25 protein-coding genes are annotated in these 24,941 nt (G+C 62.3%); 6 read left to right on the top strand and 19 right to left on the bottom strand.

Features of this window, described 5'->3' with window-relative positions; translation table 11 throughout:
- The first annotated feature begins 98 nt into the window (after nucleotides 1-98).
- The 5 genes from fliE (at nucleotide 99) to CR152_RS14845 (ending at nucleotide 3,143) form a co-directional block, all read left to right on the top strand.
- Nucleotides 99-449: a flagellar hook-basal body complex protein FliE gene (gene fliE / locus CR152_RS14825; RefSeq protein ID WP_099875601.1), complete on the top strand. Its 351-nt coding sequence runs from the start codon at nucleotides 99-101 to the stop codon at nucleotides 447-449.
- Between the two features lie 190 nt (nucleotides 450-639).
- Nucleotides 640-1,449 (top strand): PEP-CTERM sorting domain-containing protein, encoded by an 810-nt coding sequence (locus CR152_RS14830; RefSeq protein ID WP_099875602.1) that lies wholly within the window; start codon nucleotides 640-642, stop codon nucleotides 1,447-1,449.
- Nucleotides 1,450-1,623: 174 nt separating this feature from the next.
- A complete protein-coding gene (locus CR152_RS14835; RefSeq protein ID WP_099875603.1) occupies nucleotides 1,624-2,433 on the top strand; it encodes a CPBP family intramembrane glutamic endopeptidase in 810 nt (269 codons plus the stop codon).
- Between the two features lie 32 nt (nucleotides 2,434-2,465).
- Nucleotides 2,466-2,774: a hypothetical protein gene (locus CR152_RS14840; RefSeq protein WP_099875604.1), complete on the top strand. Its 309-nt coding sequence runs from the start codon at nucleotides 2,466-2,468 to the stop codon at nucleotides 2,772-2,774.
- Between the two features lie 12 nt (nucleotides 2,775-2,786).
- Complete coding sequence (locus CR152_RS14845) at nucleotides 2,787-3,143, top strand: hypothetical protein (protein WP_157778490.1); 357 nt, start codon at nucleotides 2,787-2,789, stop codon at nucleotides 3,141-3,143.
- Nucleotides 3,144-3,820: 677 nt separating this feature from the next.
- On the opposite strand, the gene CR152_RS14850 is transcribed toward CR152_RS14845, so the two are convergent.
- From CR152_RS14850 to CR152_RS32925, 13 genes are all read right to left on the bottom strand, one after another.
- On the bottom strand, nucleotides 3,821-4,972 hold the full coding sequence (locus tag CR152_RS14850; protein WP_157778491.1) for a hypothetical protein: 1,152 nt from the start codon (nucleotides 4,970-4,972) through the stop codon (nucleotides 3,821-3,823).
- Nucleotides 4,973-5,130: 158 nt separating this feature from the next.
- On the bottom strand, nucleotides 5,131-5,889 hold the full coding sequence (locus tag CR152_RS14855; RefSeq protein ID WP_099875607.1) for a flagellar brake protein: 759 nt from the start codon (nucleotides 5,887-5,889) through the stop codon (nucleotides 5,131-5,133).
- Entirely contained in the window at nucleotides 5,873-6,235 is a 363-nt protein-coding gene (locus tag CR152_RS14860; protein ID WP_099875608.1) for an EscU/YscU/HrcU family type III secretion system export apparatus switch protein, read from the bottom strand. Before CR152_RS14860 ends, CR152_RS14855 begins: the two co-directional genes overlap by 17 nt.
- A complete protein-coding gene (fliK, locus tag CR152_RS14865; RefSeq protein ID WP_099875609.1) occupies nucleotides 6,228-7,451 on the bottom strand; it encodes a flagellar hook-length control protein FliK in 1,224 nt (407 codons plus the stop codon). Before fliK ends, CR152_RS14860 begins: the two co-directional genes overlap by 8 nt.
- An 11-nt stretch (nucleotides 7,452-7,462) precedes the next feature.
- A complete protein-coding gene (locus CR152_RS14870) occupies nucleotides 7,463-7,795 on the bottom strand; it encodes a flagellar protein FliT (RefSeq protein WP_229413396.1) in 333 nt (110 codons plus the stop codon).
- A gap of 9 nt (nucleotides 7,796-7,804) precedes the next feature.
- Nucleotides 7,805-8,251, bottom strand: coding sequence for a flagellar export chaperone FliS (gene fliS, locus CR152_RS14875; RefSeq protein ID WP_099875610.1), 447 nt, complete (start codon nucleotides 8,249-8,251; stop codon nucleotides 7,805-7,807).
- Between the two features lie 26 nt (nucleotides 8,252-8,277).
- Nucleotides 8,278-10,287 carry a flagellar filament capping protein FliD gene (gene fliD / locus CR152_RS14880; protein WP_099875611.1) on the bottom strand — a complete coding sequence of 670 codons (2,010 nt, stop codon included), beginning with the start codon at nucleotides 10,285-10,287 and terminating at the stop codon, nucleotides 8,278-8,280.
- A gap of 154 nt (nucleotides 10,288-10,441) precedes the next feature.
- A complete protein-coding gene (locus tag CR152_RS14885) occupies nucleotides 10,442-10,813 on the bottom strand; it encodes a flagellar protein FlaG (RefSeq protein ID WP_099875612.1) in 372 nt (123 codons plus the stop codon).
- Nucleotides 10,814-10,884: 71 nt separating this feature from the next.
- Nucleotides 10,885-12,327 carry a flagellin N-terminal helical domain-containing protein gene (locus tag CR152_RS14890; RefSeq protein WP_099875613.1) on the bottom strand — a complete coding sequence of 481 codons (1,443 nt, stop codon included), beginning with the start codon at nucleotides 12,325-12,327 and terminating at the stop codon, nucleotides 10,885-10,887.
- A 320-nt stretch (nucleotides 12,328-12,647) separates the two neighbouring features.
- Complete coding sequence (locus tag CR152_RS14895) at nucleotides 12,648-14,090, bottom strand: flagellin N-terminal helical domain-containing protein (RefSeq protein WP_099875613.1); 1,443 nt, start codon at nucleotides 14,088-14,090, stop codon at nucleotides 12,648-12,650.
- Between the two features lie 397 nt (nucleotides 14,091-14,487).
- Complete coding sequence (locus CR152_RS14900) at nucleotides 14,488-15,930, bottom strand: flagellin N-terminal helical domain-containing protein (RefSeq protein ID WP_099875614.1); 1,443 nt, start codon at nucleotides 15,928-15,930, stop codon at nucleotides 14,488-14,490.
- A gap of 385 nt (nucleotides 15,931-16,315) precedes the next feature.
- The gene (locus CR152_RS14905) at nucleotides 16,316-17,758 is read right to left on the bottom strand and encodes a flagellin N-terminal helical domain-containing protein (RefSeq protein ID WP_099875615.1); all 1,443 of its coding nucleotides are present in this window, start codon (nucleotides 17,756-17,758) and stop codon (nucleotides 16,316-16,318) included.
- A 79-nt stretch (nucleotides 17,759-17,837) separates the two neighbouring features.
- Nucleotides 17,838-18,068: a hypothetical protein gene (locus tag CR152_RS32925; protein WP_157778492.1), complete on the bottom strand. Its 231-nt coding sequence runs from the start codon at nucleotides 18,066-18,068 to the stop codon at nucleotides 17,838-17,840.
- A gap of 80 nt (nucleotides 18,069-18,148) precedes the next feature.
- Here CR152_RS32925 and CR152_RS14910 point away from each other — a divergent pair, with 80 nt between their 5' ends.
- On the top strand, nucleotides 18,149-19,132 hold the full coding sequence (locus CR152_RS14910; RefSeq protein WP_157778493.1) for a hypothetical protein: 984 nt from the start codon (nucleotides 18,149-18,151) through the stop codon (nucleotides 19,130-19,132).
- A gap of 477 nt (nucleotides 19,133-19,609) precedes the next feature.
- Here the strand turns inward: CR152_RS14910 and CR152_RS14915 are convergent, their stop codons facing one another.
- The 6 genes from CR152_RS14915 to rfbG are packed head-to-tail and all read right to left on the bottom strand — an operon-like array spanning nucleotide 19,610 to nucleotide 24,936.
- Complete coding sequence (locus tag CR152_RS14915) at nucleotides 19,610-20,257, bottom strand: LbetaH domain-containing protein (protein WP_099875617.1); 648 nt, start codon at nucleotides 20,255-20,257, stop codon at nucleotides 19,610-19,612.
- A gap of 8 nt (nucleotides 20,258-20,265) precedes the next feature.
- Nucleotides 20,266-20,898, bottom strand: a complete 633-nt coding sequence (locus CR152_RS14920; protein WP_099875619.1) for a GNAT family N-acetyltransferase — start codon at nucleotides 20,896-20,898, stop codon at nucleotides 20,266-20,268.
- The gene (locus tag CR152_RS14925; protein ID WP_099875621.1) at nucleotides 20,895-22,055 is read right to left on the bottom strand and encodes a DegT/DnrJ/EryC1/StrS family aminotransferase; all 1,161 of its coding nucleotides are present in this window, start codon (nucleotides 22,053-22,055) and stop codon (nucleotides 20,895-20,897) included. Before CR152_RS14925 ends, CR152_RS14920 begins: the two co-directional genes overlap by 4 nt.
- A gap of 21 nt (nucleotides 22,056-22,076) precedes the next feature.
- On the bottom strand, nucleotides 22,077-22,637 hold the full coding sequence (rfbC, locus tag CR152_RS14930) for a dTDP-4-dehydrorhamnose 3,5-epimerase (protein WP_099875623.1): 561 nt from the start codon (nucleotides 22,635-22,637) through the stop codon (nucleotides 22,077-22,079).
- Nucleotides 22,637-23,878: a class I SAM-dependent methyltransferase gene (locus CR152_RS14935; RefSeq protein WP_099875624.1), complete on the bottom strand. Its 1,242-nt coding sequence runs from the start codon at nucleotides 23,876-23,878 to the stop codon at nucleotides 22,637-22,639. Before CR152_RS14935 ends, rfbC begins: the two co-directional genes overlap by 1 nt.
- Nucleotides 23,875-24,936, bottom strand: coding sequence for a CDP-glucose 4,6-dehydratase (gene rfbG, locus CR152_RS14940; protein ID WP_099882345.1), 1,062 nt, complete (start codon nucleotides 24,934-24,936; stop codon nucleotides 23,875-23,877). The genes CR152_RS14935 and rfbG overlap by 4 nt, the downstream gene beginning before the upstream one ends.
- Between the last annotated feature and the right edge of the window lie 5 nt (nucleotides 24,937-24,941).

Here is a 24,941-nt window from a genome sequence, read left to right on the forward strand (position 1 = left end):
CCCGGGTGCTATTCTGGCACCCTCACTTCGCTGGTATACATATTGTACTCGCGAGATGGGGCATGGATGCGCCCGGCAGTGTGAACAGAGGAAACGACATGAACGTGAACGGAATCGGATCGGACCGGATCGAAGCGATGATGGCCCAGCTCAAGGCGGCAGCGGCGCGCCCGGCTGGCGGCGTCGGGCCGGCGGTCAAGGTCACGCCCGAGCCGGCTGTCGCCAAGGTCGATTTCGCGGACGCGCTCAAGAACTCGATCGCCCAGGTCAGCGAAGCCCAGCTCAAGGCGGGCGAGCAGGGCAAGGCGTTCACCATGGGTGACGACAAGGTCAGTTTGTCGGATGTGATGGTGTCGATGCAGAAGGCCAGTATTGGCTTTCAGGCAACCGTGCAGGTGAGGAACAAGCTGGTGTCGGCGTATCAGGAGATCATGAATATGCAGGTGTAAAGGTAGGCAAGCCCATTTTTCATTCGTCGTTTCCCCCACGTTGGCGGACCCCGGCCGCTATCGCATGTTGCGGACTTGCCTGGACAAGCGATTGCCATCGTTAAATTTTGGTCAATGTTACGTTTTTAGCATGATGGTCATTTATGCTTGGAATGCCGCACGTTCGCGGCTATTTCGGGAAAGGCGCATCATGCTCAAGCATCCATCTGGATTTCCTGCTCGACTGTGCGTCGCGGGCTTGTTACTGTCCTCGTTCTCCGCCCATGCGCTGACGGTCCGTTCCAGCGTCCACATCCGTAACCTGACCATCGACGTGATCGATCTGCGTCCAGATGATGGCGTAGCGCCGGGCGCCGAGTTCCGGGGCTTGAAAACCGATTCGCACCTGTCGTACACGGATTACCGGAACGTTCATGACAGCGTCTGGAAGCATGGCGACGGCGACCTGCAGCGCACCTGGACGGATGGCGGCGCCCAGACGCACACCACACCGACCACACTGGCGGCATCGGCCATCTATGACGGACCGGCCCAGACCAACCGTTCCATTTATGCCGGTAATACCTACGGTGTATCGTTCTCCCTGGCGCCCAATACCGCCCTGCGTTTCAGCGCAGCGATCGATCTCGGCGCCTCGCCGCCCGACGCCAGTGCGAACGCATCCAGCCTGGCCATCCTCAGCGGCCGCTTCGAGGAAGAACAGTGGCTGTATTCCAGCTTCGACGTCGATTACAGGTCGAACCAGGATGGGGTCGGGACTCGGCTGTTTTCCCGAACGCTTCAGACCGGGGAAAATCAGGGCAGCGGTTCATTCACATTCTGGACCGGCGCCTACGCGGGCATCCATGGCGTGCCGGCAGTTCCGGAGCCATCGACCTGCGCAATGCTGCTTGCGGGCTTGGGACTGGTGGCGTGGCGCGCAACCCACACGGTGTCCGACATGGCGATATCGGACAGGGCGTGGCCGTGTTCGACGACGTTTCGTTTCTTCCCAACGTAAAGCAGGCCGGCGCATGCTGGTGCCAGCCTGTTCCCGCATCCGTTGCCGCATCCCTGCTCGTTCGTCAGGGGCAACATTTGCGCCATTGACATTCCCTTCTTGCAATAATTCTTGAAATCACGTCTACTCTTGCCTTTGCTTGGCGTGACTGCCTGGAAATACAATTGCGAATCGATGGATAAGAAAAAAGAGACCTTTCCCAACGTACTGGAAGCGCTGATGCTGTTCGTCGCGCTGTACATGGTCGAATACGTGGTGGGCGCGGCGCTGTATGACGTGCGCGGTGTGTTGTCGATGGAGCCACGCGACCTGACCGGCATGATCATGGTGCTCGGCAATGGCGTTATCTTTACCGTGGTGATGCACTACAAAGGCTTGACTTACCGCGAGCTGTTTCACTCCTCGTCGGCGTCCGCAAGCGCCACCATGCTGGTGGTCTTTCCGGCGATCGCCCTGACGCTCCCCTTGATTTTCATGGCCATGTCCATGCTCGATGCGGCGACGGTCATGCTGTTTCCCATGACGTCCCAGGAGCAAGCCCTGTTTGCCAACATGAAGGCCGACAGCGTGGGGATGATCGTGGCGATCTGTGTTCTGGCGCCGGTGCTGGAGGAAATGCTGTTTCGCGGAATTATCTTGCGCAGCTTTCTGGGCCAGTATCCGAAATGGGCCGCCATCCTGGCATCGGCCGGACTATTCGGCTTTGCGCACATGAATATCTATCAATATGTCGGCGCCGTGATCATCGGGGTGTTTCTCGGCTGGCTGTATGAGCGCACCAAGTCCTTGCTACCCTGCATCGGGCACCATGCCGCGTATAACACTTTGTGCGTTGCGCAGGAGTGGAGTTATGTTCGCGACGCGCAGGAGGGTTTGCCGCAGTTCGCATTCTCGTCCTGGCTGATTGCGATGTTGTCAGGGGCGGCGGGGGCGGCGTTTTTGTATCGTGTCCTGCACGTGCCGGCCGCGCAGCGCGGCGAGTGAGCGCAAAGTGATTGATCACTGGAAAGGCACTGATGTTTTGGAATATCGATATTGGGCAGGGTGTGGTCGTGTTCGACGACATCTCTTTTCTTCCCGAGGTGTTCGATGCGGCCCAGCATGTCGACTACCTCAAGGAAGACCTGCTGAAAATTGTCTTTGGCGACGATCTGGTGCTGGATGCGGGCTGGTACCCGTCGTTCGATGAGCATGGCCGTTTTCTGCTCATGCTGGTGAGGGATGGCAACTGGGACGAGCCGGTCGAGCGTGCCGAGTTCACGGAGGTAGTTGCGCTCAAGGCACGGATCGCATGCATTGCCGGCAAACTGTCTCGCCCTGTTTGAATGCAGAACCATATGCGTCAGTATGGCTGGAAACTACTGCTCGGCGCAGCCCTGATGGCGTCTGCGCCGGGCGCCGGCGCGACCAGTCCTTGCCTTAATAAGGATGGTTGTATCGATGCATGGAGTGCTTTTGTTCTGGTCTATACAGAGATGGGTTATGAGTATTGCCTGCCAGTACCACTGAGTGACCAAGATCGAGAGAAAGCCATACGCGAGAAAATCGGGGATGTCCCGCCGGGTTTTCTGGAACGGTTGCGGGCCTCGGCAGTGTATGCGGCTACGCGAGCTGAACTCGAAGACGGTGGGAAGTTACACGATCCGGCCACGCGCCCCGCATTTTGCAAGGAATTTTATCTTGCTGGCAGTTGAAATCGCATGAAGCGCGTCGCGGGGCAGTCCACCTGAGTGGCAGCGCGCTGTGATAGCAACTGCCGATTCAAAAACGCCATTCTTTTTAAGGACGCATCTGTGAGATATGTACGTTACTTAGTCGCTGGACTTGGATTACTGCTTGTTCTGGCGTTCGCCGGGAACTGGGTGTTCGCAAAAGAGCACCTTGGAAGTCCATTTGCCCTCCATACCATGGGACGAGGCACGATAATGTGGGGGGCGCTGGCAGCGGGCTTGCTCGCCAATACCTGGAAAATGCGTATTGGTTTTGCTGCTTTGGGTGGACTCGGCGCCTGGGCTTTACTGTATGGCGTTTATATATACCACCTACAAGTTTTTCCTGCTCCGTGACTTGGCGTGTGCACAGGTAGGATTTCAGGTAGCGGCCAAACTTCTCCGTCAAGGGGATCAGTTTGCGGCGGGCACCTCCTCAAAAGTTACAGTCGTCTTTCGTATAGCCCCAAGGTCCGTTTCCGGGGCGAAAGCAGACGGTCGTGCTGGCTCAGACGAGTCAAGCCAATTTGCTGCGAACTTATCTTCGCGCTCGACGACAGCATTGGGGCTGAACTTTCAAGGCATGATCGACAGAACTGCTCGCGTATCCGGCGCAAGCGCCGTGCTTGCACCGGATGCCGGGCAACGTCGCTTTCCCCCGATTAATTACCGCATCCCTCCGCCGCCGGCTCGCCGCAGGCAATCATCCGCTGCACTGTGGCGTTGCGCGGGTAATTCGTGTGCGCGCTCGTCGGCAGTTCAATCAGCCCAAGGTAGGTCGGTGCGTTCGACACCACCACATCGATGATCGGATACCCCGCGCGCGCGGCGAACGGGCTCTTCACCAGGGTGTACCCGAGCACGTCGTTGGGATCGGTGAACGCCACCACGGTCGGCACATCGGTCGGCTTGCCGATGCCCTGCGCATTGCGCTGCGCGATCAATGCCTGGATCGGATCGACTGGAAAGTCGCCCGGCCCCGGCGGCGCCATGGAACCGTCCAGGTCCATCTCGGCCAACCTGAGCAGTGGCAACTGGTTGGCGCGCATGAAGATCAGGGACATGCGGTTGAATACTTGCAGCGCCGTCGCCGATTGCTCCGGCTTGGTGGAGAGCTTGAAGAGGGCGTCAAAAGCCACTTTGCTGCCCAGGCTGTCAGTGATGAGCACCAGCGGAATCGGCTCCGGCGGCACCTCGCCGCCGCCCGGCACCAGCGGCCGGCCGGTCCCGCCACCGGTCCCGAGCGCCTGCAGGATCGCCGCCTGCATGCGCTGGCTGATCGCCTCGCGCGCCTTGCCCTGGTAAATCACGGCGTCGGCCAGGCAGTCGTCGAGCAGCTTGTCTTTTAAGACCCGGTTGAGCCTGGCGCGCTTGTAGGGATAGGCGTCCTGGTCCGCCGGGCAATAGCCCGCCTTGTCGCTCTGGTCGTAGCACAGCTCGGCCTTGAGCGGCGTGGTCAGGGGCGACCACAGGATCGCGTTGACATTCAGCGCGCCGGCCGCCAGCGGCAATGTCTGGCGGTACAGCACGATGCCGGTGTCGGCCACCGCGGTCGAGGAGAGCGCCACCTGGGCCGGATCGCCGCCCAGGCTGGCGTACAGCTGCGTGACCGATTCCCTGGCCCACGATTCATCCTGGGTGCACATGCCATGCACCAGCAGCACGTCGAGCGCGCCCTCCGGCTTGAGCAGGCTGGCCACGCCGGCGAAGGTCGGCAAGGTGGCCGGCGTGGCGTCGAGCACGGGCGTACGGTAGGGGGTGGAGCAGGCGACAAGAAAACCCAGCGTTGCTGAAAGCACGAGTGTACGTTTCATCATCATTCTCCGAAAGTTCGCGGTGAACTTGAAACATACCTCTTTCAGGCTGAGCCATGACGGCCTATCGGCACGCTCTTGGCCTCCGGTCAATGACGCTGCTGCCGGGCGGATAGTTTGCCTGACCGAACGTATTGACTCATTGAATGGAACCCGGATCAGGCCAGGCCGGCCAGGCGCGCATTGCGTTCGCGCTCGAGCTTGGTGATGTACTTTTGTACGCTGGCGAGGCCGCCGCGCGAAATGTCGACGAAGGCGCAGCCGAGGCGGCGGTTGGTCTTGTCGTTGAGCAGGGTCAGGTCGACCGAGTTGCGGATCATCAGGGTGGTCTGGACCGCGCCGACATCGGGCAAATCGATGCGGCACCCCGTGTAGCTGTGGCCGATCGTGTTGCCCAGCACCAGTTTGTTGTCGAGGATGGCAATCCCGCCGCAACTGATATCGGCCAGCGGAAACACGTGGGTGCCGCCGCCCGCGTCCTGCGCCAGGCGGATCACCACCGACACCGGGTTGCTGACCGGCGTGACCATACGGTAAAACTCGCGCCGCTGCAGGCGGATCAGGGTCTCGGGGATGGGAATCGTGAATGCCGGCGTGTCCTCGAAGGTGGTGGCTTGCACTTCCTCTGAGGAAAACAGGATGCGGATCTTGTCGAGCGAGGTTTCAAAAGCCATCCGCCCGACGTTGGCAAAGCGGCGGTGCTGTTCCGGGTCGGCCGAGCCGTCCAGGGTCAGGGTGTTGCTGTCGGGATCGACGTCGAGGATGGCCGAAACGCACACTTCGGTGCCGCGCCGGATGACCATGCGTACCAGCTGGCGCTTTTCGCCGATGCTGCGCAGCAGCGCGATGATTTCCTTGCGCGAGGCGACTTCAAAGTCGTGCCAGCTTTCAATATCGGAATCATTGGTTGATTGCATCTTTGTCTGCCGCTTCTTGTGGTCGGTCGATGAACAGGGCTGCGTCCGGCGGGGCCGGCAGGGGGCCACCTGCCGCTTGTGCGGCTTCAATATGATATAGCCAGGCCAGCAGTTCCGCAATCGCCCGATACAGGCCGGGCGGAATCTGGCGGTCCAGGTCCACTCCCATCAGCAGGGCCACCAATTCCTTCGACTCGTGCACGAACACGCCGGCATCCTTGGCGCGCTCGATGATCTGGGCGGCAATCAGGCCCTTGCCCTTGGCCACCACCTTGGGGGCGGGGTCGCCATTGTTGTAGGCCAGCGCGACCGCCGACTGGGGCCGCTTGGGCAGCGGCTCAGCCATCGCCAGGCTCCGGAGTGCGGATGATGAGCGAGGCCAGCGCCGTGCCCGACACGTCCAGCGCCGAGGTCAGTTCGCCGGCGCGTGCGCGCAGGGCCTCGCCCGTGCCCTGGCTGCCGGTGCGCAATTCGATATGCACGCGGTCGCCCGTGGTGACGATGCTCGCTTCGATTTCGCCGAGCAGCGGAAAGCGCAGGCGCATGCCGCTGCGCCACACGGGAGCGGTGTCGTCCTCAAAGCCGCGTCCACGCTGCTCCGGTGCATCCTTATGGATTTCCCATTGTAATTCCTGGCCCGGCGCCAGCTGGCCCTGCCAGGTGACGCGCGCCTGTTCCTGGGCGGTGAGCTGCAGGTTGATCAGCTGGGCGCTGGCCACTTCGGCCGCGGCCGGCCGGGCGCCGTTGCCGGGCGTGTTCATGGCTTGCTGCATCTGCGGTTCGCGCTGCAATTCGCTCAGGGGACGCTTGCCGTCGGCCCATTCGGCCACGTGCGATTCGTAGAACACGCCGCTGCGGCTGATCGTCTCTTCCAGCTTGCGCGCCAGGGTGGCCGCTTCCGGCGCGCCCTGTTTCGGGTCGACCAGGGGCGCGGCGCCGGCAATCGCGGCCTGCTTGCCGGGGGCGGGATGGCCGATGTCGAGGATGCGCGCGAGCAGTTGTCCGGTGTTGCTGAGGGTGGCGGGCCGGGTCGTGGCATCGAGCGCGGGCAGGTCGGCGCTGGCGGTCAGGGGCGACTTGCCGAGCAGGGTGGCGGCCAGGCTGGTGGCGCGTCCGGCCGTGTTGGCGGCGTTGGCGCCCTTGCTTTCCTGCGGCTGCGCCTGCGGCAGGACGGGGGCCTGGAGCGGCGCGCGTTCGGGCGTGGCGCCGGTGGGCAGGGCTTGGCCGGCGGCGCCGGGCAAGGGTGTCTGGGCGGTAGCGGCGGGCTGGTTATCGAGGCGGAACTGGGGACGGGGATTGACCGCAACCAGGGTCATCGGCATTTCGGTGCCGGCTTCCGCGCCCTGCGGCAGGCTCATGCGGGCTTGTTCGCCCGCCACGCGCACCAGGAAGGTGCCGTCTTGAAACTTCGACAGGATCGCCACCTGCATCGACTGGCCGACCTGGGTCGACAGCACGCGCGCCAGCGCTTCCTGGCGGGTGTCGCCGACGCCGGGCGCGGAGCGGGCCGGGTCGACCTTGCCGACCGGATGCAACCCCGGGCCGTCCGTGCGCGCCAGCATCGCGAGTACGACTAGACGCCGCCGTAGGCGTTATTCAGACGGCGCGCGGTGCCGCTGCTGTTGATCAGTTGCGACAGTTGCGCCATCCACGGGGTGGTCAGGTCGCGGATGATGCGGTCGTAGGCCAGCAGCTGCTTGATGATCGCCACTTTCTTGACCCGGCTGGCGCCTTCGAGCAGCACTTGCTGGTCGTTGGCTTGCAGGGCCGCGACATGCGCGCCAACCCGTTTTTCCAGCAAGCTCAGTTCGTCCCACTCGCCGCTTTCGGCGGCGCTTACCATCTGCGCCGACAGGGCCAGCATCGCTTCGTAGGTCGACAGCACGTCATCGTTGGTCATGGTCATGGTCATGGTTCAGGCACTCACAAGGTTGGAAATGCGCACTGGCGCGACGTCGGGAATGGCGGCCGGGGCCGCGCCGATGGCGTTCCAGGTCTCGCGCAGCTCGGTCAGCAAGCCCTGGATTTCGACCATGATCTCGGTATCGTTTTTCAGGTTCGCTGCCAGCAGGCGCGCGCTCATGTATTCGTACAGCGAATCGAGGTTCTCGGCGATCTGGCCCCCGGCTTTCTTGTCGAGGCTGGCGCGCAAGCCATTGTCGATGATCTGGATGGCTTTCGAGATCGCCTTGCCTTTTTCCGGAATATTGCCCGACTTCATGTGCATCAGACCGCTGAGCACCGCCACCAGGGCGCCATCGAACAGCATGACGATCAGTTTGTGCGGGGACGCCGCCACCACGCTGGTTTCCAGGCCGACCTTGGCATAGCTGCTCGCGCCCCTGTTGGGAGATCCAAACATAATTAATGTCCTCTTTCTGTCGTACGCTATCGAAGGTTGCTAAGGGAGGCGAGCTGCTGCGCAAGGAAGTTACTGGTCGAACTCATGCCCGACAGGGTCACGTCGAGCGATGAATACTGCCGGCGCAAGTCCTTTTCGGTCTGGGCCAGGCGCACATTGAGCGCCGTGCGCTGCTTGGCGATATCGGCCAGGCTGGCATTGATGCCGGCGTTCTTGCTCGGAATCGTGCCCTTGCTGCTGAGAAAGCTGTCGATCAGTTCGGTAAATTGCGCGCCGGCCCCTTTCGAAATATTCACGGTGCCGCGCTCGCCGATGGCGCCGCCGGTGATCTGCACCTGGATTCCCGAACTGGCCGAGCCGGCGTTGCCGGTCAGGTTCTGGCCGCTGCCGGTGGCGGCCGCGCCGCCGATGGTGCCGGCCACGTCGAGCCCGTCGATCAGGGTCTGGGTGCCCAGCAGGCTCGCCGCGGCGCTGCCGCTGATGCCCACTTTCGAGGTCGAGCCGTATTTGTTCGAGGTGATCGTGAAGATCCCGGCATCCTGCTTGACCGACACGCCGGTGCCGCTGGTGGCGCTGGCGCCCGTGGCGCCGACCGCGCCGTTGATGATCGACTGCACGTGGCTGGCCAGGCTGGCCGCCGAATAGTTACCGGCCAGCAGGGTGGCGGTCGAGGTCACGCCGTTGATGGTCAGCGACAACTGGTCGTTGACACCCGCGGTGATGCTGGTGTCGGCGGCGGTGCTGCCTTTGGCGCTGCCCTGGGTCGCCAGCTGGCTGATCACCAGGTTCTTGGTGCCGACCGTGCTGTTGGTAGTGGAGCTGACGAAGCTGACCAGGCTGTCCGTGGTCGAACCGACCGTGCTGAGCAGCTTGGAAACGTCTTCCAGGTTGGTGTCGAGGGCTTTCTGCAGCTTGCTGTTGTCGAGCTTGAGCGAACCGTCGGCCTGGAACGATACGCCGAGCTGGCTCATGCTGCTGATGTCGCCATCCATGCCCGGCACCGGGGTGAAGAACATCTTGCGCAGGCTCGATTGCAGATTGCGCGTGGTCGAGTCGCCCAGCAGCACGCCGGCACTCTTGCCTTCGCTGGCCTTGGGGGCCGTGGTCAGGCCGGCGATCGTGCTGTTGAGTTCGTTATACGACTTGATGAAATTGTTCAGCGCCGTCTTCGCGCCCGTGCTGTCGCTGGTGATGTTGACGGTGCTGGTGCCGATCTTGAGCGCGCTGATGGTCACGCCCTGGATCGCTTCCGAGACATTGTTGCCCGCGCTGCTGATGGCCACGCCGTTGATCGACAGCTTGGTGTTTTGCGCCGCGCTGTTCTGCGTCATGTTCTGGGTGCCGTCGGCGGCATATCCGAGCAGGTTGCCGATGTCGGTGTCGCCCGACACGCCGATGCGCATGCTCGACGTTTCGCCGGTCTGCGACGAAGTCAGCACCAGGCGGTTGGGGCTGGCGCTGCCATCCGAAATGATGCTGGCGGTCACGCCCACATTGGCCTTGTTGATGGCGTCGCGGATGCCTTGCAGCGAGTTGTTGCTCGAATCGATGGTCACGGTGCGCGCCGAGCGCGTGGCGTCCTGGGCAAACGCGGCGCCGGTGTAGGCGCCGTTGGCCAGGGTGCCGCCGGTGATGCTGCCGAATTCGAAGGTGAGCGTGGTGGCCGCGCCGCTGCCGATCAGCGCGGTGGTGCTGGCCTGGCCGGCCGCGGTCAGCGTCTGCGCCTGCGACAACTGGGTCACGTTGACGCTGTAGCTGCCCTTGACGGTATCCTTGGCGGCGCTGGCGGTGAGCACGGCCGGATCGGACGAGGAGGCGCCGATGGTCTTGAACTTGGTCGGATCGGACAAGCCGCTCACCGCGGTCTGGAAGCCGCCCAAAGCGCCGCTGAGGGCGCCGTAGGCCGACAACTTGGCCGTGTACGCCTTTTCCTTGTCCTGCATGGCGACGAAAGGCCGGCTCTCCGCCATCATCAGTTTATTGACGATGTCGTTGACGTCGATAGAGCCGCCTGAACTGACGGATGAAATGGCCACGAACGCCTCCTGGTAAAAGCATGAATATACTAAGTTAACGGCATCTTCTATCCATACTTTAGAGGGGTAATCCGGTGCTTGTTCGGTTTATCCCCGATTTATGCCTATTTCATCAATTCTTGCCGGCATCTAACGATGGGCCGTACGGATGGATTCAGGCGACCTGCCTGATCAGCAAACCCTGGACTTTTTCCAGCGCCTTGCCGATCTCGAGCGCCTCGGCGGTGGGCATCTGGCGGATCACTTCCTTGGTGGTCTGGTCGATCACCTTGACCACCGTGCGCTTGCTGTCGGCATCGATCGAAAACTCGATATTGCGCGACAGTGCCTGCATCGCCACGTTGATTTCGCCGACCACCTTGGTCACTTCGGCCGGGTCGGGTTCCGCCGCTTCCTTGGCGGCCTCGGTCTTGCCGATGGCGGCCGACGGCGCCGTCCTGCTGGTGGCGGTGGCGGCGCCGCTTTCGGGCGCGGCCGGGCGCAGCGGGGGAGCGGCTGCGGTGTTGTCCAAGGGGCGAAGTTCCATGACCGTATTCCTTTAACGAAAATTCCCCGGCGCGCAAAAAGCGGCCGGGGAGTGTAACGAAGCGGGGCGGATCAGCCGCGCAGCAGGGACAGCACGCCGTTCGGCAGCGAGTTAGCCTGGGCCAACATCGCGGTACCTGCCTGCTGAAGGATCTGGCCGCGCGTCAGTTTGGCTGTTTCCGAAGCGAAGTCGGTATCCTGAATCCGGCTGCGCGAGGCAGACAGGTTTTCCGACGTCGACTGCAGGTTGGTGACAGCCGTTTCGAAGCGCGACTGCAGTGCGCCGAACGAAGCGCGCTGGCTGTTGACGTTGGCCAGGGCCGAGTCCAGCACTTTCAGTGCATCCGATGCGCCCTTGGCGGTCGAGACGTCGATACCGGAGACGGTATTGAGCTTGGCGGCGCCGCCGGCGGTAAAGGCGGTCGAACCGCTGCTGCCGATCGAGAAACCCTTGTCCGAGTTCATCGACACATAACCCATCGAGGTCGAGGTGGCGCCGGTGGCGACAGCGGCGGTGGTGCCGGTGGTGCCAGCCGAGTCGATCGAGCCGACGGTCACCGAAGCGGCCGCGCTGTTGTTCGCCAGGGTAATGTTGTTACCAGCGGAGTTGGTCAGGACCAGGCCGTTGTTGGCATCATTGAGCTTGGCGGTAACGCCGGTTTTGGACGACACATCGTTAAAGGCGCTGACGGCCGATGCCAGGCCGGAAGCGTTGAGTGCGGCGCCGACGGTGAAGGTGACGTTGGCGGCAGTGCTGTTATCGGACGTGACAGCCAGCGAGTACACGCCGGCGGCGGTCAGGCTGACCGCTTCTTCGGTCTTGGCAGTGGCGGTGACACCGGTGGTCGAGGTGGCGCCATTGATGGTCGACGCCAGCGATTGCGCAGTATCGGTCGCGGTCACGGCGATGTTCGACGTGGCCAGGCCTTGCAGGGCGAACGAACCGGCGGTGTAGGCGGTGCCGGTGGTGGCCAGGGTGGTTGGCGCTTTTTCCGACAACTCGTTGTTACCGTAGTTGTTGGTGCGGAAGTTGGCGGTGGTGGCCTGGATCGTCTGGCCGGCGTTGGCGCCAACCTGGAAGGTGGCGGTACCGAAGCTGCCGTCGAGCAGTTTCAGGCCGTTGAATTCCGAGGTCTGGGAGATACGGTCGGCTTCCGACAACAGTTGACCAACCTCAGCCTGGATCGCCTTGCGGTCGCCAGCGGAGTTCGTCGCATTCGAGGACTGGACAGCCAGTTCACGAACACGCTGCAGGATGTTACCGGTCGATTGCAGGGAGCCTTCAGCCGTTTGCAGCATCGAAACGCCGTCGTTGGCATTGCGCTTGGCCTGATCGAGACCGCGGATCTGGGACGTGAAGCGTTCCGAAATGGCCAGGCCGGCGGCATCGTCTTTGGCGCTGTTAATGCGCAAGCCGGAAGAGAGGCGTTGCAGCGAAGTCGCCAGCGAGGAGGCCGAGGTGCCCAGATTGCGTTGTGCATTCAGCGATGCGACGTTGGTATTGATGACGCTCATGGTAGTACTCCTTGCAGATACTGCTTATACATGTTGGCAATTTGCCTTCGCTTTGGTCCGCCCCTTCGGTCCGGGACAATCACACCGCAGTCCTTATATATAACGGATTGCGTTGCGGAAAGTTTAGGGAGGGATGGATGTATATTTTTTATGCTGGGCCTCAATGCGAGGCCAGGGAAGCGAATAAGCGGGCATGACGCCACGGCCTTATTGCATGTAAGGCAAGAATTTATTGTCGGGATTTGCTGCTGAAGTGAAATTCCCCAGCCGGCCAGGGGCCGACCGGGGATGCAAGGCTATGATGTCGCGCTACCTGGTGCTTAACCGCGCAGCAGGGACAGCACGCCGTTCGGCAGCGAGTTGGCCTGGGCCAGCATCGCGGTACCTGCCTGCTGAAGGATCTGGCCGCGCGTCAGTTTGGCTGTTTCCGAAGCGAAGTCGGTATCCTGAATCCGGCTGCGCGAGGCAGACAGGTTTTCCGACGTCGACTGCAGGTTGGTGACAGCCGTTTCGAAGCGCGACTGCAGTGCGCCGAACGAAGCGCGCTGGCTGTTGACGTTGGCCAGGGCCGAGTCCAGCACTTTCAGTGCATCGGACGCGCCCTTGGCGGTCGAGACGTCGATACCGGAGACGGTATTGAGCTTGGCGGCGCCGCCGGCGGTGAAGGCGGTCGAGCCGCTGCTGCCGATCGAGAAACCCTTGTCCGAGTTCATCGACACATAACCCATCGAGGTCGAGGTGGCGCCGGTGGCAACAGCGGCGGTGGTGCCGGTGGTGCCAGCCGAGTCGATCGAGCCGACGGTCACCGAAGCGGCCGCGCTGTTGTTCGCCAGGGTAATGTTGTTACCAGCGGAGTTGGTCAGGACCAGGCCGTTGTTGGCATCATTGAGCTTGGCGGTAACGCCGGTTTTGGACGACACATCGTTAAAGGCGCTGACGGCCGATGCCAGGCCGGAAGCGTTGAGTGCGGCGCCGACGGTGAAGGTGACGTTGGCGGCAGTGCTGTTATCGGACGTGACAGCCAGCGAGTACACGCCGGCGGCGGTCAGGCTGACCGCTTCTTCGGTCTTGGCAGTGGCGGTCACACCCGTGGTCGAGGTGGCGCCATTGATGGTCGACGCCAGCGATTGCGCAGTGTCGGTCGCGGTCACGGCGATGTTCGACGTGGCCAGGCCTTGCAGGGCGAACGAACCGGCGGTGTAAGCGGTGCCGGTGGTGGCCAGGGTGGTTGGCGCTTTTTCCGACAACTCGTTGTTACCGTAGTTGTTGGTACGGAAGTTGGCGGTGGTTGCCTGGATCGTCTGGCCGGCGTTGGCGCCAACCTGGAAGGTGGCGGTACCGAAGCTGCCGTCGAGCAGTTTCAGGCCGTTGAATTCCGAGGTCTGGGAGATACGGTCGGCTTCCGACAACAGTTGACCAACCTCAGCCTGGATCGCCTTGCGGTCGCCAGCGGAGTTCGTCGCATTCGAGGACTGGACAGCCAGTTCACGAACACGTTGCAGGATGTTACCGGTCGATTGCAGGGAGCCTTCAGCCGTTTGCAGCATCGAAACGCCGTCGTTGGCATTGCGCTTGGCCTGATCGAGACCGCGGATCTGGGACGTGAAGCGTTCCGAAATGGCCAGGCCTGCGGCATCGTCTTTGGCGCTGTTAATGCGCAAGCCGGAAGAGAGGCGTTGCAGCGAAGTCGCCAGCGAGGAGGCCGAGGTGCCCAGATTGCGTTGTGCATTCAGCGATGCGACGTTGGTATTGATGACGCTCATGGTAATACTCCTTGCAGATACTACTTATTCATGTTGGCAACTTGCCTTCGCTTTGGTCTGTCCCTTCGGTCCGGGACAATCACACCGCAGTCCTTATATATAACGGGTTGCATTGCGGAAAGTTTAGGGAGGAATGGGTGTATATTTTTTTATGTTGGGCCTCAAGGGGCGAGCAGGCACGGCGCCAGACGACAGCGTTTCGTCAAACTTGAGGGCAAAAAAATCGATGTGGCGGCGCATGAACGAGGCCAGGAAAGCGAATAAGCGGGCATGGCGCCACGGCCTTATTGCATGTAAAGCAAGAATTTACTGCCGGGATTTGCTGCTGAAGTGAAATTCCCCAGCCGGCCAGGGGCCGACCGGGGATGCAAGGCTGTTACGTCGCGCTATCTGGTGCTTAACCGCGCAGCAGGGACAGCACGCCGTTCGGCAGCGAGTTGGCCTGGGCCAGCATCGCGGTACCTGCCTGCTGAAGGATCTGGCCGCGCGTCAGTTTGGCTGTTTCCGAAGCGAAGTCGGTATCCTGAATCCGGCTGCGCGAAGCAGACAGGTTTTCCGACGTCGACTGCAGGTTGGTGACAGCCGTTTCGAAGCGCGACTGCAGTGCGCCGAACGAAGCGCGCTGGCTGTTGACGTTGGCCAGGGCCGAGTCCAGCACTTTCAGTGCATCGGACGCGCCCTTGGCGGTCGAGACGTCGATACCGGAGACGGTATTGAGCTTGGCGGCGCCGCCGGCGGTAAAGGCGGTCGAACCGCTGCTGCCGATCGAGAAACCCTTGTCCGAGTTCATCGACACATAACCCATCGAGGTCGAGGTGGCGCCGGTGGCGACAGCGGCGGTGGTGCCGGTGGTGCCGGCCGAGTCGATCGAACCGACGGTCACCGAAGCGGCCGCGCTGTTGTTAGCCAGGGTAATGTTGTTACCGGAGGCGTTGGTCAGGACCAGGCCGCTGTTGGTATCGTTCAGGCGGGCGGTGACGCCAGTCTTGGACGAGACATCGTTAAAGGCGCTCACAGCCGCTGCCAGGCCGCCGGCATTGAGGGCGGCGCCGACCGTGAAGCTGACGTTGGCCGCGGTGGCGTTATCGGACGTGACGGCCAGCGAATACACGCCGGCGGCGGTCAGGGTGACTGCCTCTTCGGTCTTGGCCGAGGCGGTCACGCCGGTGGTGGCCGAAGCGCCATTGATGGTCGACGCCAGCGATTGCGCAGTGTCGGTCGCGGTGACCGCGATGTTCGAGGTGGCCAGGCCTTGCAGGGCGAACGAGCCGGCGGTGTAGGCGGTGCCGGTGGTGGCCAGCGTGGTTGGCGCTTTTTCCGACAGTTCGTTGTTGCCGTAGTTATTGGTACGGAAGTTGGCGGTGGTGGCCTGGATGGTCTGGCCGGAATTGGCGCCAACCTGGAAGGTGGCGGTGCCGAAGCTGCCGTCGAGCAGTTTCAAGCCGTTGAATTCGGACGTCTGGGAGATACGGTCCGCTTCCGACAGCAGCTGGCCGACTTCAGCCTGGATTGCCTTGCGGTCGCCGGCCGAGTTGGTGGCGTTGGACGACTGGACAGCCAGTTCGCGGACACGTTGCAGGATGTTACCGGTCGATTGCAGGGAGCCCTCAGCCGTTTGCAGCATCGACACACCATCGTTGGCATTGCGCTTGGCTTGATCCAGGCCGCGGATTTGCGACGTGAAACGTTCAGAAATGGCCAGGCCAGCCGCATCGTCTTTTGCACTGTTGATACGCAAACCGGAGGACAGGCGCTGCAGCGAAGTCGCCAGGGCGGAGCCGGAGGTGCTCAGGTTACGTTGTGCATTCAGGGACGAGATGTTGGTATTGATGACGCTCATGGTGTTACTCCTTGCAGTTACTACTTATTCATGTTGGCTCCGTGCCGCTTGCCTTGGTGTGCCCCTTTGTTCCGAGACAATCACACCGCAGTCCTTATATGTAACGGATTGCGATCTGGAAAGTTTAGGGGGATTTTGGGTGTATATATTTTCTTTTGGGCCTCAAGGCGTGAACAGGCACGGCGCTAGACGACAGCGTTTCGCCAAACTTGAGGGCAAAATAAATCTATTTGGCGGCTCATGAACGAGGCCAGGAAGAAGATAAGCCGGCATTGCGCCTCGACTTTATTGCATGTACGACAATGATTTGCTACTGAAGTGAAATTCCCCAGCCGGCCAGGGGCCGACCGGGGATGCAAGGCGATGACGTCGTGCTACCTGATGATTAACCGCGCAGCAGGGACAGCACGCCGTTCGGCAGCGAGTTGGCCTGGGCCAGCATCGCGGTACCTGCCTGCTGAAGGATCTGGCCGCGCGTCAGTTTGGCTGTTTCCGAAGCGAAGTCGGTATCCTGAATCCGGCTGCGCGAGGCAGACAGGTTTTCCGACGTCGACTGCAGGTTGGTGACGGCCGTTTCGAAGCGCGACTGCAGTGCGCCGAACGAAGCGCGCTGGCTGTTGACGTTGGCCAGGGCCGAGTCCAGCACTTTCAGTGCATCGGATGCGCCCTTGGCGGTCGAGACGTCGATACCGGAGACGGTATTGAGCTTGGCGGCGCCGCCGGCGGTAAAGGCGGTCGAACCGCTGCTGCCGATCGAGAAACCCTTGTCCGAGTTCATCGACACATAACCCATCGAGGTCGAGGTGGCGCCGGTGGCGACTGCGGCGGTGGTACCGGTGGTGCCAGCCGAGTCGATCGAGCCGACGGTCACCGAAGCGGCCGCGCTGTTGTTAGCCAGGGTAATGTTGTTACCAGCGGAGTTGGTCAGGACCAGGCCGTTGTTGGCATCATTGAGCTTGGCGGTAACGCCGGTTTTCGACGACACATCGTTAAAGGCGCTGACGGCCGATGCCAGGCCGGAAGCGTTGAGTGCGGCGCCGACGGTGAAGGTGACGTTGGCGGCAGTGCTGTTATCGGACGTGACAGCCAGCGAGTACACGCCGGCGGCGGTCAGGCTGACCGCTTCTTCGGTCTTGGCAGTGGCGGTCACACCCGTGGTCGAGGTGGCGCCATTGATGGTCGACGCCAGCGATTGCGCAGTGTCGGTCGCGGTCACGGCGATGTTCGACGTGGCCAGGCCTTGCAGGGCGAACGAGCCGGCGGTGTAAGCGGTGCCGGTGGTGGCCAGGGTGGTTGGCGCTTTTTCCGACAACTCGTTGTTACCGTAGTTGTTGGTACGGAAGTTGGCGGTGGTTGCCTGGATCGTCTGGCCGGCGTTGGCGCCAACCTGGAAGGTGGCGGTACCGAAGCTGCCGTCGAGCAGTTTCAGGCCGTTGAATTCCGAGGTCTGGGAGATGCGGTCGGCTTCCGACAACAGTTGACCAACCTCAGCCTGGATCGCCTTGCGGTCGCCAGCGGAGTTCGTCGCATTCGAGGACTGCACAGCCAGTTCACGTACACGCTGCAGAATGTTGCCCGTCGACTGCAAAGAACCTTCAGCCGTTTGCAACATCGAAACGCCGTCGTTGGCATTGCGCTTGGCTTGATCGAGACCGCGGATCTGGGACGTGAAGCGTTCCGAAATGGCCAGGCCGGCGGCATCGTCTTTGGCGCTGTTAATACGCAAGCCGGAAGAGAGGCGTTGCAGCGAGGTCGACAGAGCGGAAGCCGAGGTGCCCAGATTGCGTTGTGCATTCAGCGATGCGACGTTGGTATTGATGACGCTCATGGTATTACTCCTTGCAGATACTACTTATTCATGTTGGCAACTTGCCTTCGCTTTGGTCTGCCCCTTCGGTCCGGGACAATCACACCGCAGTCCTTTTTTGTAACGGGTTACCGTGTGGAAAGTTTAGTGAAATCAGGCAGGTATATTTTTTATTTCGCCCCTCAAGTGGGCCCCGGTCGCGGCGCTTGACGGCAGCTTTCAGGCGAACTTGAGGGCCAAATAACGCGAAATGCGACCTTGTTTTTTGCGCGATGGGGTGCTCATCGGGCGCTCCTGAATCATGTGGCTTGGATAAAAATGCTATTTCCATACAACATCGTATTTATCCGGAACAGGTAAAATCGCCGCCTGACATTGCTATACAACATCACCCATTTCGGAAAACTCAACATGGATTACAGCGACAACCCGCCGGACGAGACCGTCTCGCGCGTCAACCTTCTTGGCAATATTGCATTAGCGATCGGTTTTCTCCTTCCCGTCTGGGCTGTCATGAAGGGGAACGGCGACGCCGAGATGGCCGGGGGTTTCATTGGCGGCAGCCTGGTTGCGGTATTCATCATCCTGCTCCTGCTCAAAGGCATCCTGAAGACCCATCCGCCGCTGCGCATGGCATGCGCCAAGCTGGTGGTCGCGATCGTCCTGATATTGATGTCGCTGGGTAAAATCGGCGCGATGAAGCGCGACATCGGCGCGATCCGCGCGGCGAGCCAGAGCCTGGTAGCGACCATGAACGAAAAGGGCGAACCGAGCGGGTCGGTGGCGCCCCAGGCCGCCAGTGAAGAAGCACGCCAGGTGGTGGCGTTCGTCAATGGCGCCGGCGCGCTGCTCAAACGCCAGGTGGCCGAGCGCGAATTGCTGGACAAGGAGTTCGAAAAAATCGACATGAGCACCTTGCTGACGCCGCAGACGCTGACCTCGCGCAAGGGAATTGCCGATTCGCGCGCGAAAACGGCGCGCTACGCCGAGCTGATCGACCAGCGCGACAAGATGATCGTCGCCGCCGTCGAGGAAGGCCGCACCTATGTGCGCACAGCCAAGGTGCCGGAACAATACCGCAGCGAATCGAGTGCCAGGGCCAAGGTGGGCGAGGAGACGCTCAAGCACAACGCGGCCTTGTCCGCGGTCGGCAAGGAATTCATCAAGGGTGTGAACAACGTGCTCGACTTCGGCCAGTCGCAGCTCGGCAAGGCGAAGTTCCAGAATGGCCAGCTGATGTTTGCCAGCGAGCGCGACGTCGCCACCTACCGCAGCTTGTCCGCCGCGATCGAGAAGATTGGCGTGCGCGAAGCGGCGGTGGTCGATCAATTCAATGCGCATCTGGAAAAAACCAAGCGAGACGCCGCCAGGCAGCTCGGTCCTGCCATCCGCTAAGGCAAGCCAGGGCTGGCTCCCATGACGACAATCACTGTCAGACATCGAACGGTCTGGCTCAAAACTCCGACAACCGGGGTCAGACCTCTGATTAGAAACATTGTGAAATCCGGGAACCGGCCCTGGCAGCAGCACCGTTGGAGTCACGCAGAATTCTTATCGCGTTCAGAAAACTTACTATGGATGGGGCGCGATCATGACGACCGCCACCACCGAAAGTCAGGGTCGGCTCTGACCCTAATGCCGCTAAGTTAAGCCGTTTTCTGACCACAAACTGCAGAACCGTCTTTCCCGCGCAGGCGGGAATCCAAGTTCGTCGAGCCGCCTGTGACTGCGCTGCGGAATTGGATTCCCGCCTGCGCGGGAAGTCATTTCTGCCAATGGCAGGAATGACGGAGCTTAAGTTAGCGGCATTAGGCTCTGACTCCAGTTAAGAAATGTTTCGAGTCAGAGCTCTGACTCCGAATGAGAAATGTTTTAGAGGCGGAAGAAGTCGTCGATCAGGTGGCGTTTCGATGGCTTGACGGTCAGTTCACCCGCCGTGCCTGCGAATACCATGCAGTTGCCCGGGGTGTCGCGGTTGATCACGCCCGTGCCCTGTGAAACCGTGGTGTTGTCGCCAATCCGGCAGCGGCCCACAATGGCGCTGTTGGGATACAGGATCACGCCTTCCCCCAGCACCGGCGCCACGCCGTGATTCTTGCCGACCGTGGAATTTTGATACAGCACCAGGTAGTTCCCATACGTCGCCTTGGCCAGCACGATACCCACCGAGTGTCCGATAAAAAATACCTCCGGCAATTCGATCTCATAAAACAAATCGATGCCGTTGAGCGCCTTGTTGAGCAGGAACAGGCGCGTCGCCACGCCCAGCGCTTCCTCGCTGCGCTCTTCGCGCCATATGGTATTAGACAAAAAATACAAATACTGGCAGTACTGGCTCGAATTGAGATAGTTGAATTGCCCCTGCGGCCACATCCTCACCTTGTCGATGCACGCTTGCAGACGCGCCATCGTCGTGTCCCAATGCGTCCCAATAACACGCTGCAGCACGGCCGCTTCCATGCCCGGGAAAAAGGTCGTGACCTGTTGACACGTGTAAGCGCTCAAGTGTTCGTTTGCCATGCGCTGCTTTACTCCGGTGCCTGATAGCGCATGTACACCAGCGCCGGGGCATCGCTGCCTGCCGTCGGATCTTCGACCCAGGTGACCTGGCCGTCCGCGCTGCTGCTGGCCAGCGCCACGCGCTTGACCTCGCTAAAACCGGCCTTTTGATAGAACGCCACCGCCGGGTTGTCCGAACGCACCCGCACCCACGCATCGTCCAGCCCGAGACCTGCGCGCGCCCAGTGCAGCAGCGCCTGCAGCGCGAGCGTCATCAAGCCCTTGCGGCAGTCGCCGCCGCGCACGATGGCGTCAGCCTCCACATAGCCCTTGTCCCAGTCGATGAATCCCAGCCCCACGTGGCCGACCGAGCGGCCGTCGAGGGTGTCGACCATGAACAATATCTTGCCGGGATCGCGCGCCACCGCGCCCGCCAGCCAGTTGGCGGTGCGCGTTTCGTGCGAGTCGAATTCGGTCAGGAACGATTTGACGAAGCGGTTGCGCCACTCGCTGAGCAGACGCGCATCGTTCAAATTGATGCGGGCGCTGGCCGTGGCGATCGGGCGCAGCAGCGCTTCGACCGGCTGGCCCACCGGGATCACCAGGTCGGCCCCGGCGCCGGCCGCCTGCTTGTAGGCGGCAAACAGGGCTTGCCCGCTCATGCCGGTTTCCCGGCGGCCGGCGTCCCGGCGACCGCTTTTCCGGCAAAATACAGGCCGATCTGGCGGCACACTTCATCGACCAGGGCCAGATCCATGCGCGAGTGCAGCGGCAGGGACAGGATTTCATTGCCGACCCGGTCGGTCACGCTCAGGTCGCCCGCGCGGCAGTTTTTCCAGAGCGAAAACCAGTGGCCCGGCTGCCAGTGAATGCCGGTGTCGACGCCGTTTTCCTTCAAGAACTTGCGCAGGTCGTCGCGGTCCTCGGCCGGCACGCGGATGTAGTACAGGAAGGGGGTGACGTCGGCAAAGTCGGTCAGCGGGGTACGCACCTGCGTCACGCCGGCCAGCAGCGCGTTGTATTTGATGCAGGCGTCGCGCCGGCTGCTGGCGATCAGCGCAAGCTTGGACAACTGGGCCAGCCCGATGGCGGCGTGCATATTGAGCATGTGATAGCGGTAGCCGACCCGCTCGACGTCGAAGGTCCAGGCGCGCTGGTTCTGGTACATGACCGAGGCCGGCTGCTGCATGCCGAGCAGGCGCAGTTCGTGCACCATCGCCAGTTCTTCCCTGGTTTTCACCACGATCGTGCCGCCGTCGAGGCAGGTGATGGTTTTCACCGGGTCGTGGCTGAACACGCAGATGTCGGAAAAGCTGCCGACCGGTTTGCCCTTGTACTTGGACCCGAAGGAATGCGCGGCATCGTGGATCACGCGTAGCTTGTGCGTGGCTGCAAATTCTGCGATTTCATCGTGATCGCAGAGGATGCAATCGTAATCCATGACGATGATGGCTTTTGTCTTAGGCGTGACGAGCTTGGCCGCCTGTTTCATGTCGATTGCCAGGGTGTCGTCGAGGCAGTCGCAGAAGACGATCTCGGCGCCCACCCACGAAATGGCCTGGAAGTCGGCCGAGCAGTTAAAGGAAGACACGATGACCTCATCGCCCGGACCGACCCCGGCGATGAGCAAGGCCACGTGCAGTCCGGCGGTGCCCGTGCTCAAGGCGGCCACGTAGCGCTCTTCCGTGCCCAGGATCTCCTTGACCTTGTTTTCAAAACCGGACACGTAGCTGCCCATGCCGAGCCAGCCCATTTCGAGCGATTCGCGGCTGGCGTCGATTTCTTCTTTTTCGATCAGCGGCTTAAATACGGGGATCATGGCAGTCCTTCACAGAGCAGGTTAAAGGTTCAGGGTCAGGGCGAGGGTGCGGGCGGCCAAGGTCGGCCAGGCCCGGTCATTGTCGGAAATCTTGCGCGATGCGCACACGGGCCAGGGAATGTTCAGCGCCGGATCGTCCCAGCGCAGGCCGCGCGCGGAGGCGGGGCGGAACGGCGCACTCATCTGGTAGAGGACTTCGGTGTCCGCTTCCAGGCTTTGAAAACCATGCGCCATGCCGGCGGGAATATACAACTGGCGGCGGTTCCCTGCCGACAGTTCGGTGTGGAAGGCCTTGCCGTAGGTCGCAGAGCCCGGCCGCAGGTCGACGATGGCGTCGAATATGGCACCGCGCGTCACCCGCACCAGCTTGATTTCCTGGTCGGGCGCGATCTGGAAATGCAGCCCGCGCAGGGTACCCGCGTGCGGATTCCATGAAACGCTTTGCTGCACGAACCGGCCCACCAGCCCGTGCCGCGCGAACTCGTCCTCGCAGACAGTGCGGGCAAACAGGCCGCGCTGGTCTTCGACGGGTTCGATGTCGATGAGGAAGGCGCCGGCCAGCGGGGTAGGGTGAAATTGCATCAGGCCACCACGTGGATGTGCGGGTTGGCCAGCAGGAATTGCCCGCCCCAGCCGCGGATGCCGGCCATCTGGCTCATCAATTCTTCCTTGATGTTCCACGGCAGGATCAAGAGGTAGTCGGGTTGCGTTTCATACACCGCCTCGGGCGCGCGCACGGGAATGCGGCTGCCGGGCAAGAGCCGGCCTTGCTTGGCGGGATTGCTGTCGACCACGTAGTCGATGATGTCGGCGCCGATGCCGCAATAGTTGAGCAGGGTATTGCCCTTGGCGGCGGCGCCGTAGGCGGCGATGGTCTTGCCTTCATCCTTGGCGTCGATCAGGAAACGCTGCAGCGCGCGCCTGGTGGCGCGCATGCGTTCGCCGAAACCGGCGTAGGTGTCCAGGCGCGCCAGGCCGGCTTCCTGTTCCAGCGCCAGGCAGGCCTCGACCTGCGCCGTGGTCGGGTGCGATGCCGTTTGCAAGCAGGCGTGCACGCGCAGGCTGCCGCCGTGGGTCGGGAGATGTTCGATGTCGAATACGCGCAGGCCGGCGCGCGCGAACACGGGCATCAGCGCCAGCAGGGACAGGTAGGAATAGTGTTCGTGGTAAATCGTGTCGAACTGCTGGTCGGCGATCAGGCGCAGCAGATGGGGAAACTCCAGCGTGACCACCGCCTCGGGTTTCATCACGGCCGGCATGGCGCCCACAAAATCGTTGAGGTCGGGCACGTGGGCCAGCACGTTGTTGCCCAGTAAAAGGTCGACCTGTTCGCCCTCGGCAGCGAGCGTGCTTGCCGTGGCGCGGTTGAAGAACAGTTCGCGCGTGTCGATGCCGCGCGCGCGCGCCGCCGCCGCCGTGTTGCCGCTCGGTTCGATGCCGAGGCAGGGAATGCCGGCCTGCTGGAAATACTGCAGCAGATAGCCATCGTTGCTGGCAATTTCCATCACGCGGCTGGCCCCGTTCAGCCCGAGGCGCGCCGTCATCTGTTCCACGTAGGCGCGCGCGTGGGCCAGCCAGCTGCTCGAAAACGAGGAAAAATAGACGTAGTTGGCGTGGAAGTGCAGTTCGGCGCGGGTGGCGTCGGCCAGTTGCACCAGCCAGCAGTGGTCGCACACCATGGCGTGCAGGGGGTAGAACATCTCGCCCTCGGCCGCTTTGTCCTGCTCGACAAAGGCGTTCGAGACGGGCGAGAGGCCCAGGTCGGCAAAGCTGTGGTGGAGAGCGGTGCCGCAGGCGCGGCAGGAGCGGGCGGGACTGTTCATGCGCAGAAGTATTCCAGTTGCTGTTCAGTAAAGGCGCGCGCGCCGGCGGGGTCGCGCGCGGCCGCGGCGTACCAGGCGGCCGTCTGTTCGATGCCAACGGCCAGCGGCCAGCGCACTTGCCAGTCGAGCTCCTGGCGCGCCTTGCTCGAATCGAGGTAGAGCAGGGCGGCTTCCTTGGCCGCATGCTGTTCGCCGTCGAGGCGCCAGGCCAGTTGCGGCCAGTGTTCCTGCAAGCCGTTCAGCAAGGTGGCGACCGAGACGTTGTCGGCGGCGTCCGGGCCGAAATTGTAGGCGCCGGCGCAGGCCGTGTCGCCGCCCAGCAAACGGGCGGCCAGCAGCAGGTAGCCGTGCAGCGGTTCGAGCACGTGCTGCCAGGGCCGGGTGGCGTGGGGACTCCTCACCGGCAGCGCGCTGCCCTGCCGCATGGCGCGCACGGCGTCGGGAATCAGGCGGTCGGCGCTCCAGTCGCCGCCGCCGATGACGTTGCCCGCGCGCGCAGTGGCGATCAGCGGGCCGCCAGCGGCAAAAAAGCTGCTGCGGTAGCTGTGCGCGACCAGTTCGGCGCCGGCCTTGCTGGCGCTGTACGGGTCATGCCCGCCGAGGCGGTCGTTTTCGCGGTAGCCCCACGGCCAGTGCTGGTTTTCGTAGCATTTGTCGGTGGTCACCACCAGTGCCGCGCGCGCACCCGGACAGGCGCGCAGCGCTTCGAGCACATGCACGGTGCCCATCACGTTGGTCGACCAGGTAGTCACCGGATCGGCGTAGCTGTGGCGTACCAGCGCCTGGGCCGCCAGGTGCAGCACCAGCTCGGGAGCGGCATCGACCATGGCGCGCGTCAATGCGGCCTGGTCGCGCACGTCGGCGATGTGGTGGCGCTCCAGGGTGTCGCTAACCCCCGCCAGTTGGAACATGGTGGGCGTGCCGGAGGGCGCCAGGGAATAGCCGGTGACGCGCGCGCCCAGCCGCGCCAGGAACAGGCACAGCCACGCGCCCTTGAAGCCGGTGTGGCCGGTGACGAACACGCGCCGCCCCTTGAAGGCGTGCCCGAGCGCGTCCATGCCGC

Origin of the sequence: Massilia violaceinigra, assembly GCF_002752675.1 — a bacterium.
GTDB classification, from domain to species: Bacteria; Pseudomonadota; Gammaproteobacteria; order Burkholderiales; family Burkholderiaceae_D; genus Telluria_A; species Telluria_A violaceinigra.

Coding starts and splice junctions, on each gene's coding strand:
- CR152_RS14910 (WP_157778493.1), top strand. CDS start 18,149: ATGGATTACAGCGACAACCCGCCGGACGAGACCGTCTCGCGCGTCAAC.
- CR152_RS14885 (WP_099875612.1), bottom strand. CDS start 10,813: ATGGAACTTCGCCCCTTGGACAACACCGCAGCCGCTCCCCCGCTGCGC.
- fliK (WP_099875609.1), bottom strand. CDS start 7,451: ATGCTGGCGCGCACGGACGGCCCGGGGTTGCATCCGGTCGGCAAGGTC.
- CR152_RS14860 (WP_099875608.1), bottom strand. CDS start 6,235: ATGGCTGAGCCGCTGCCCAAGCGGCCCCAGTCGGCGGTCGCGCTGGCC.
- CR152_RS14890 (WP_099875613.1), bottom strand. CDS start 12,327: ATGAGCGTCATCAATACCAACGTCGCATCGCTGAATGCACAACGCAAT.
- fliE (WP_099875601.1), top strand. CDS start 99: ATGAACGTGAACGGAATCGGATCGGACCGGATCGAAGCGATGATGGCC.
- CR152_RS32925 (WP_157778492.1), bottom strand. CDS start 18,068: ATGGAAATAGCATTTTTATCCAAGCCACATGATTCAGGAGCGCCCGAT.
- rfbC (WP_099875623.1), bottom strand. CDS start 22,637: ATGCAATTTCACCCTACCCCGCTGGCCGGCGCCTTCCTCATCGACATC.
- CR152_RS14900 (WP_099875614.1), bottom strand. CDS start 15,930: ATGAGCGTCATCAATACCAACATCTCGTCCCTGAATGCACAACGTAAC.
- fliS (WP_099875610.1), bottom strand. CDS start 8,251: ATGTTTGGATCTCCCAACAGGGGCGCGAGCAGCTATGCCAAGGTCGGC.
- CR152_RS14835 (WP_099875603.1), top strand. CDS start 1,624: ATGGATAAGAAAAAAGAGACCTTTCCCAACGTACTGGAAGCGCTGATG.
- CR152_RS14925 (WP_099875621.1), bottom strand. CDS start 22,055: ATGATCCCCGTATTTAAGCCGCTGATCGAAAAAGAAGAAATCGACGCC.
- CR152_RS14905 (WP_099875615.1), bottom strand. CDS start 17,758: ATGAGCGTCATCAATACCAACGTCGCATCGCTGAATGCACAACGCAAT.
- CR152_RS14840 (WP_099875604.1), top strand. CDS start 2,466: ATGTTTTGGAATATCGATATTGGGCAGGGTGTGGTCGTGTTCGACGAC.
- CR152_RS14920 (WP_099875619.1), bottom strand. CDS start 20,898: ATGAGCGGGCAAGCCCTGTTTGCCGCCTACAAGCAGGCGGCCGGCGCC.
- CR152_RS14830 (WP_099875602.1), top strand. CDS start 640: ATGCTCAAGCATCCATCTGGATTTCCTGCTCGACTGTGCGTCGCGGGC.
- CR152_RS14935 (WP_099875624.1), bottom strand. CDS start 23,878: ATGAACAGTCCCGCCCGCTCCTGCCGCGCCTGCGGCACCGCTCTCCAC.
- CR152_RS14895 (WP_099875613.1), bottom strand. CDS start 14,090: ATGAGCGTCATCAATACCAACGTCGCATCGCTGAATGCACAACGCAAT.
- CR152_RS14915 (WP_099875617.1), bottom strand. CDS start 20,257: ATGGCAAACGAACACTTGAGCGCTTACACGTGTCAACAGGTCACGACC.
- CR152_RS14845 (WP_157778490.1), top strand. CDS start 2,787: ATGCGTCAGTATGGCTGGAAACTACTGCTCGGCGCAGCCCTGATGGCG.
- CR152_RS14850 (WP_157778491.1), bottom strand. CDS start 4,972: ATGAAACGTACACTCGTGCTTTCAGCAACGCTGGGTTTTCTTGTCGCC.
- CR152_RS14855 (WP_099875607.1), bottom strand. CDS start 5,889: ATGCAATCAACCAATGATTCCGATATTGAAAGCTGGCACGACTTTGAA.
- rfbG (WP_099882345.1), bottom strand. CDS start 24,936: ATGGACGCGCTCGGGCACGCCTTCAAGGGGCGGCGCGTGTTCGTCACC.
- CR152_RS14870 (WP_229413396.1), bottom strand. CDS start 7,795: ATGACCATGACCAACGATGACGTGCTGTCGACCTACGAAGCGATGCTG.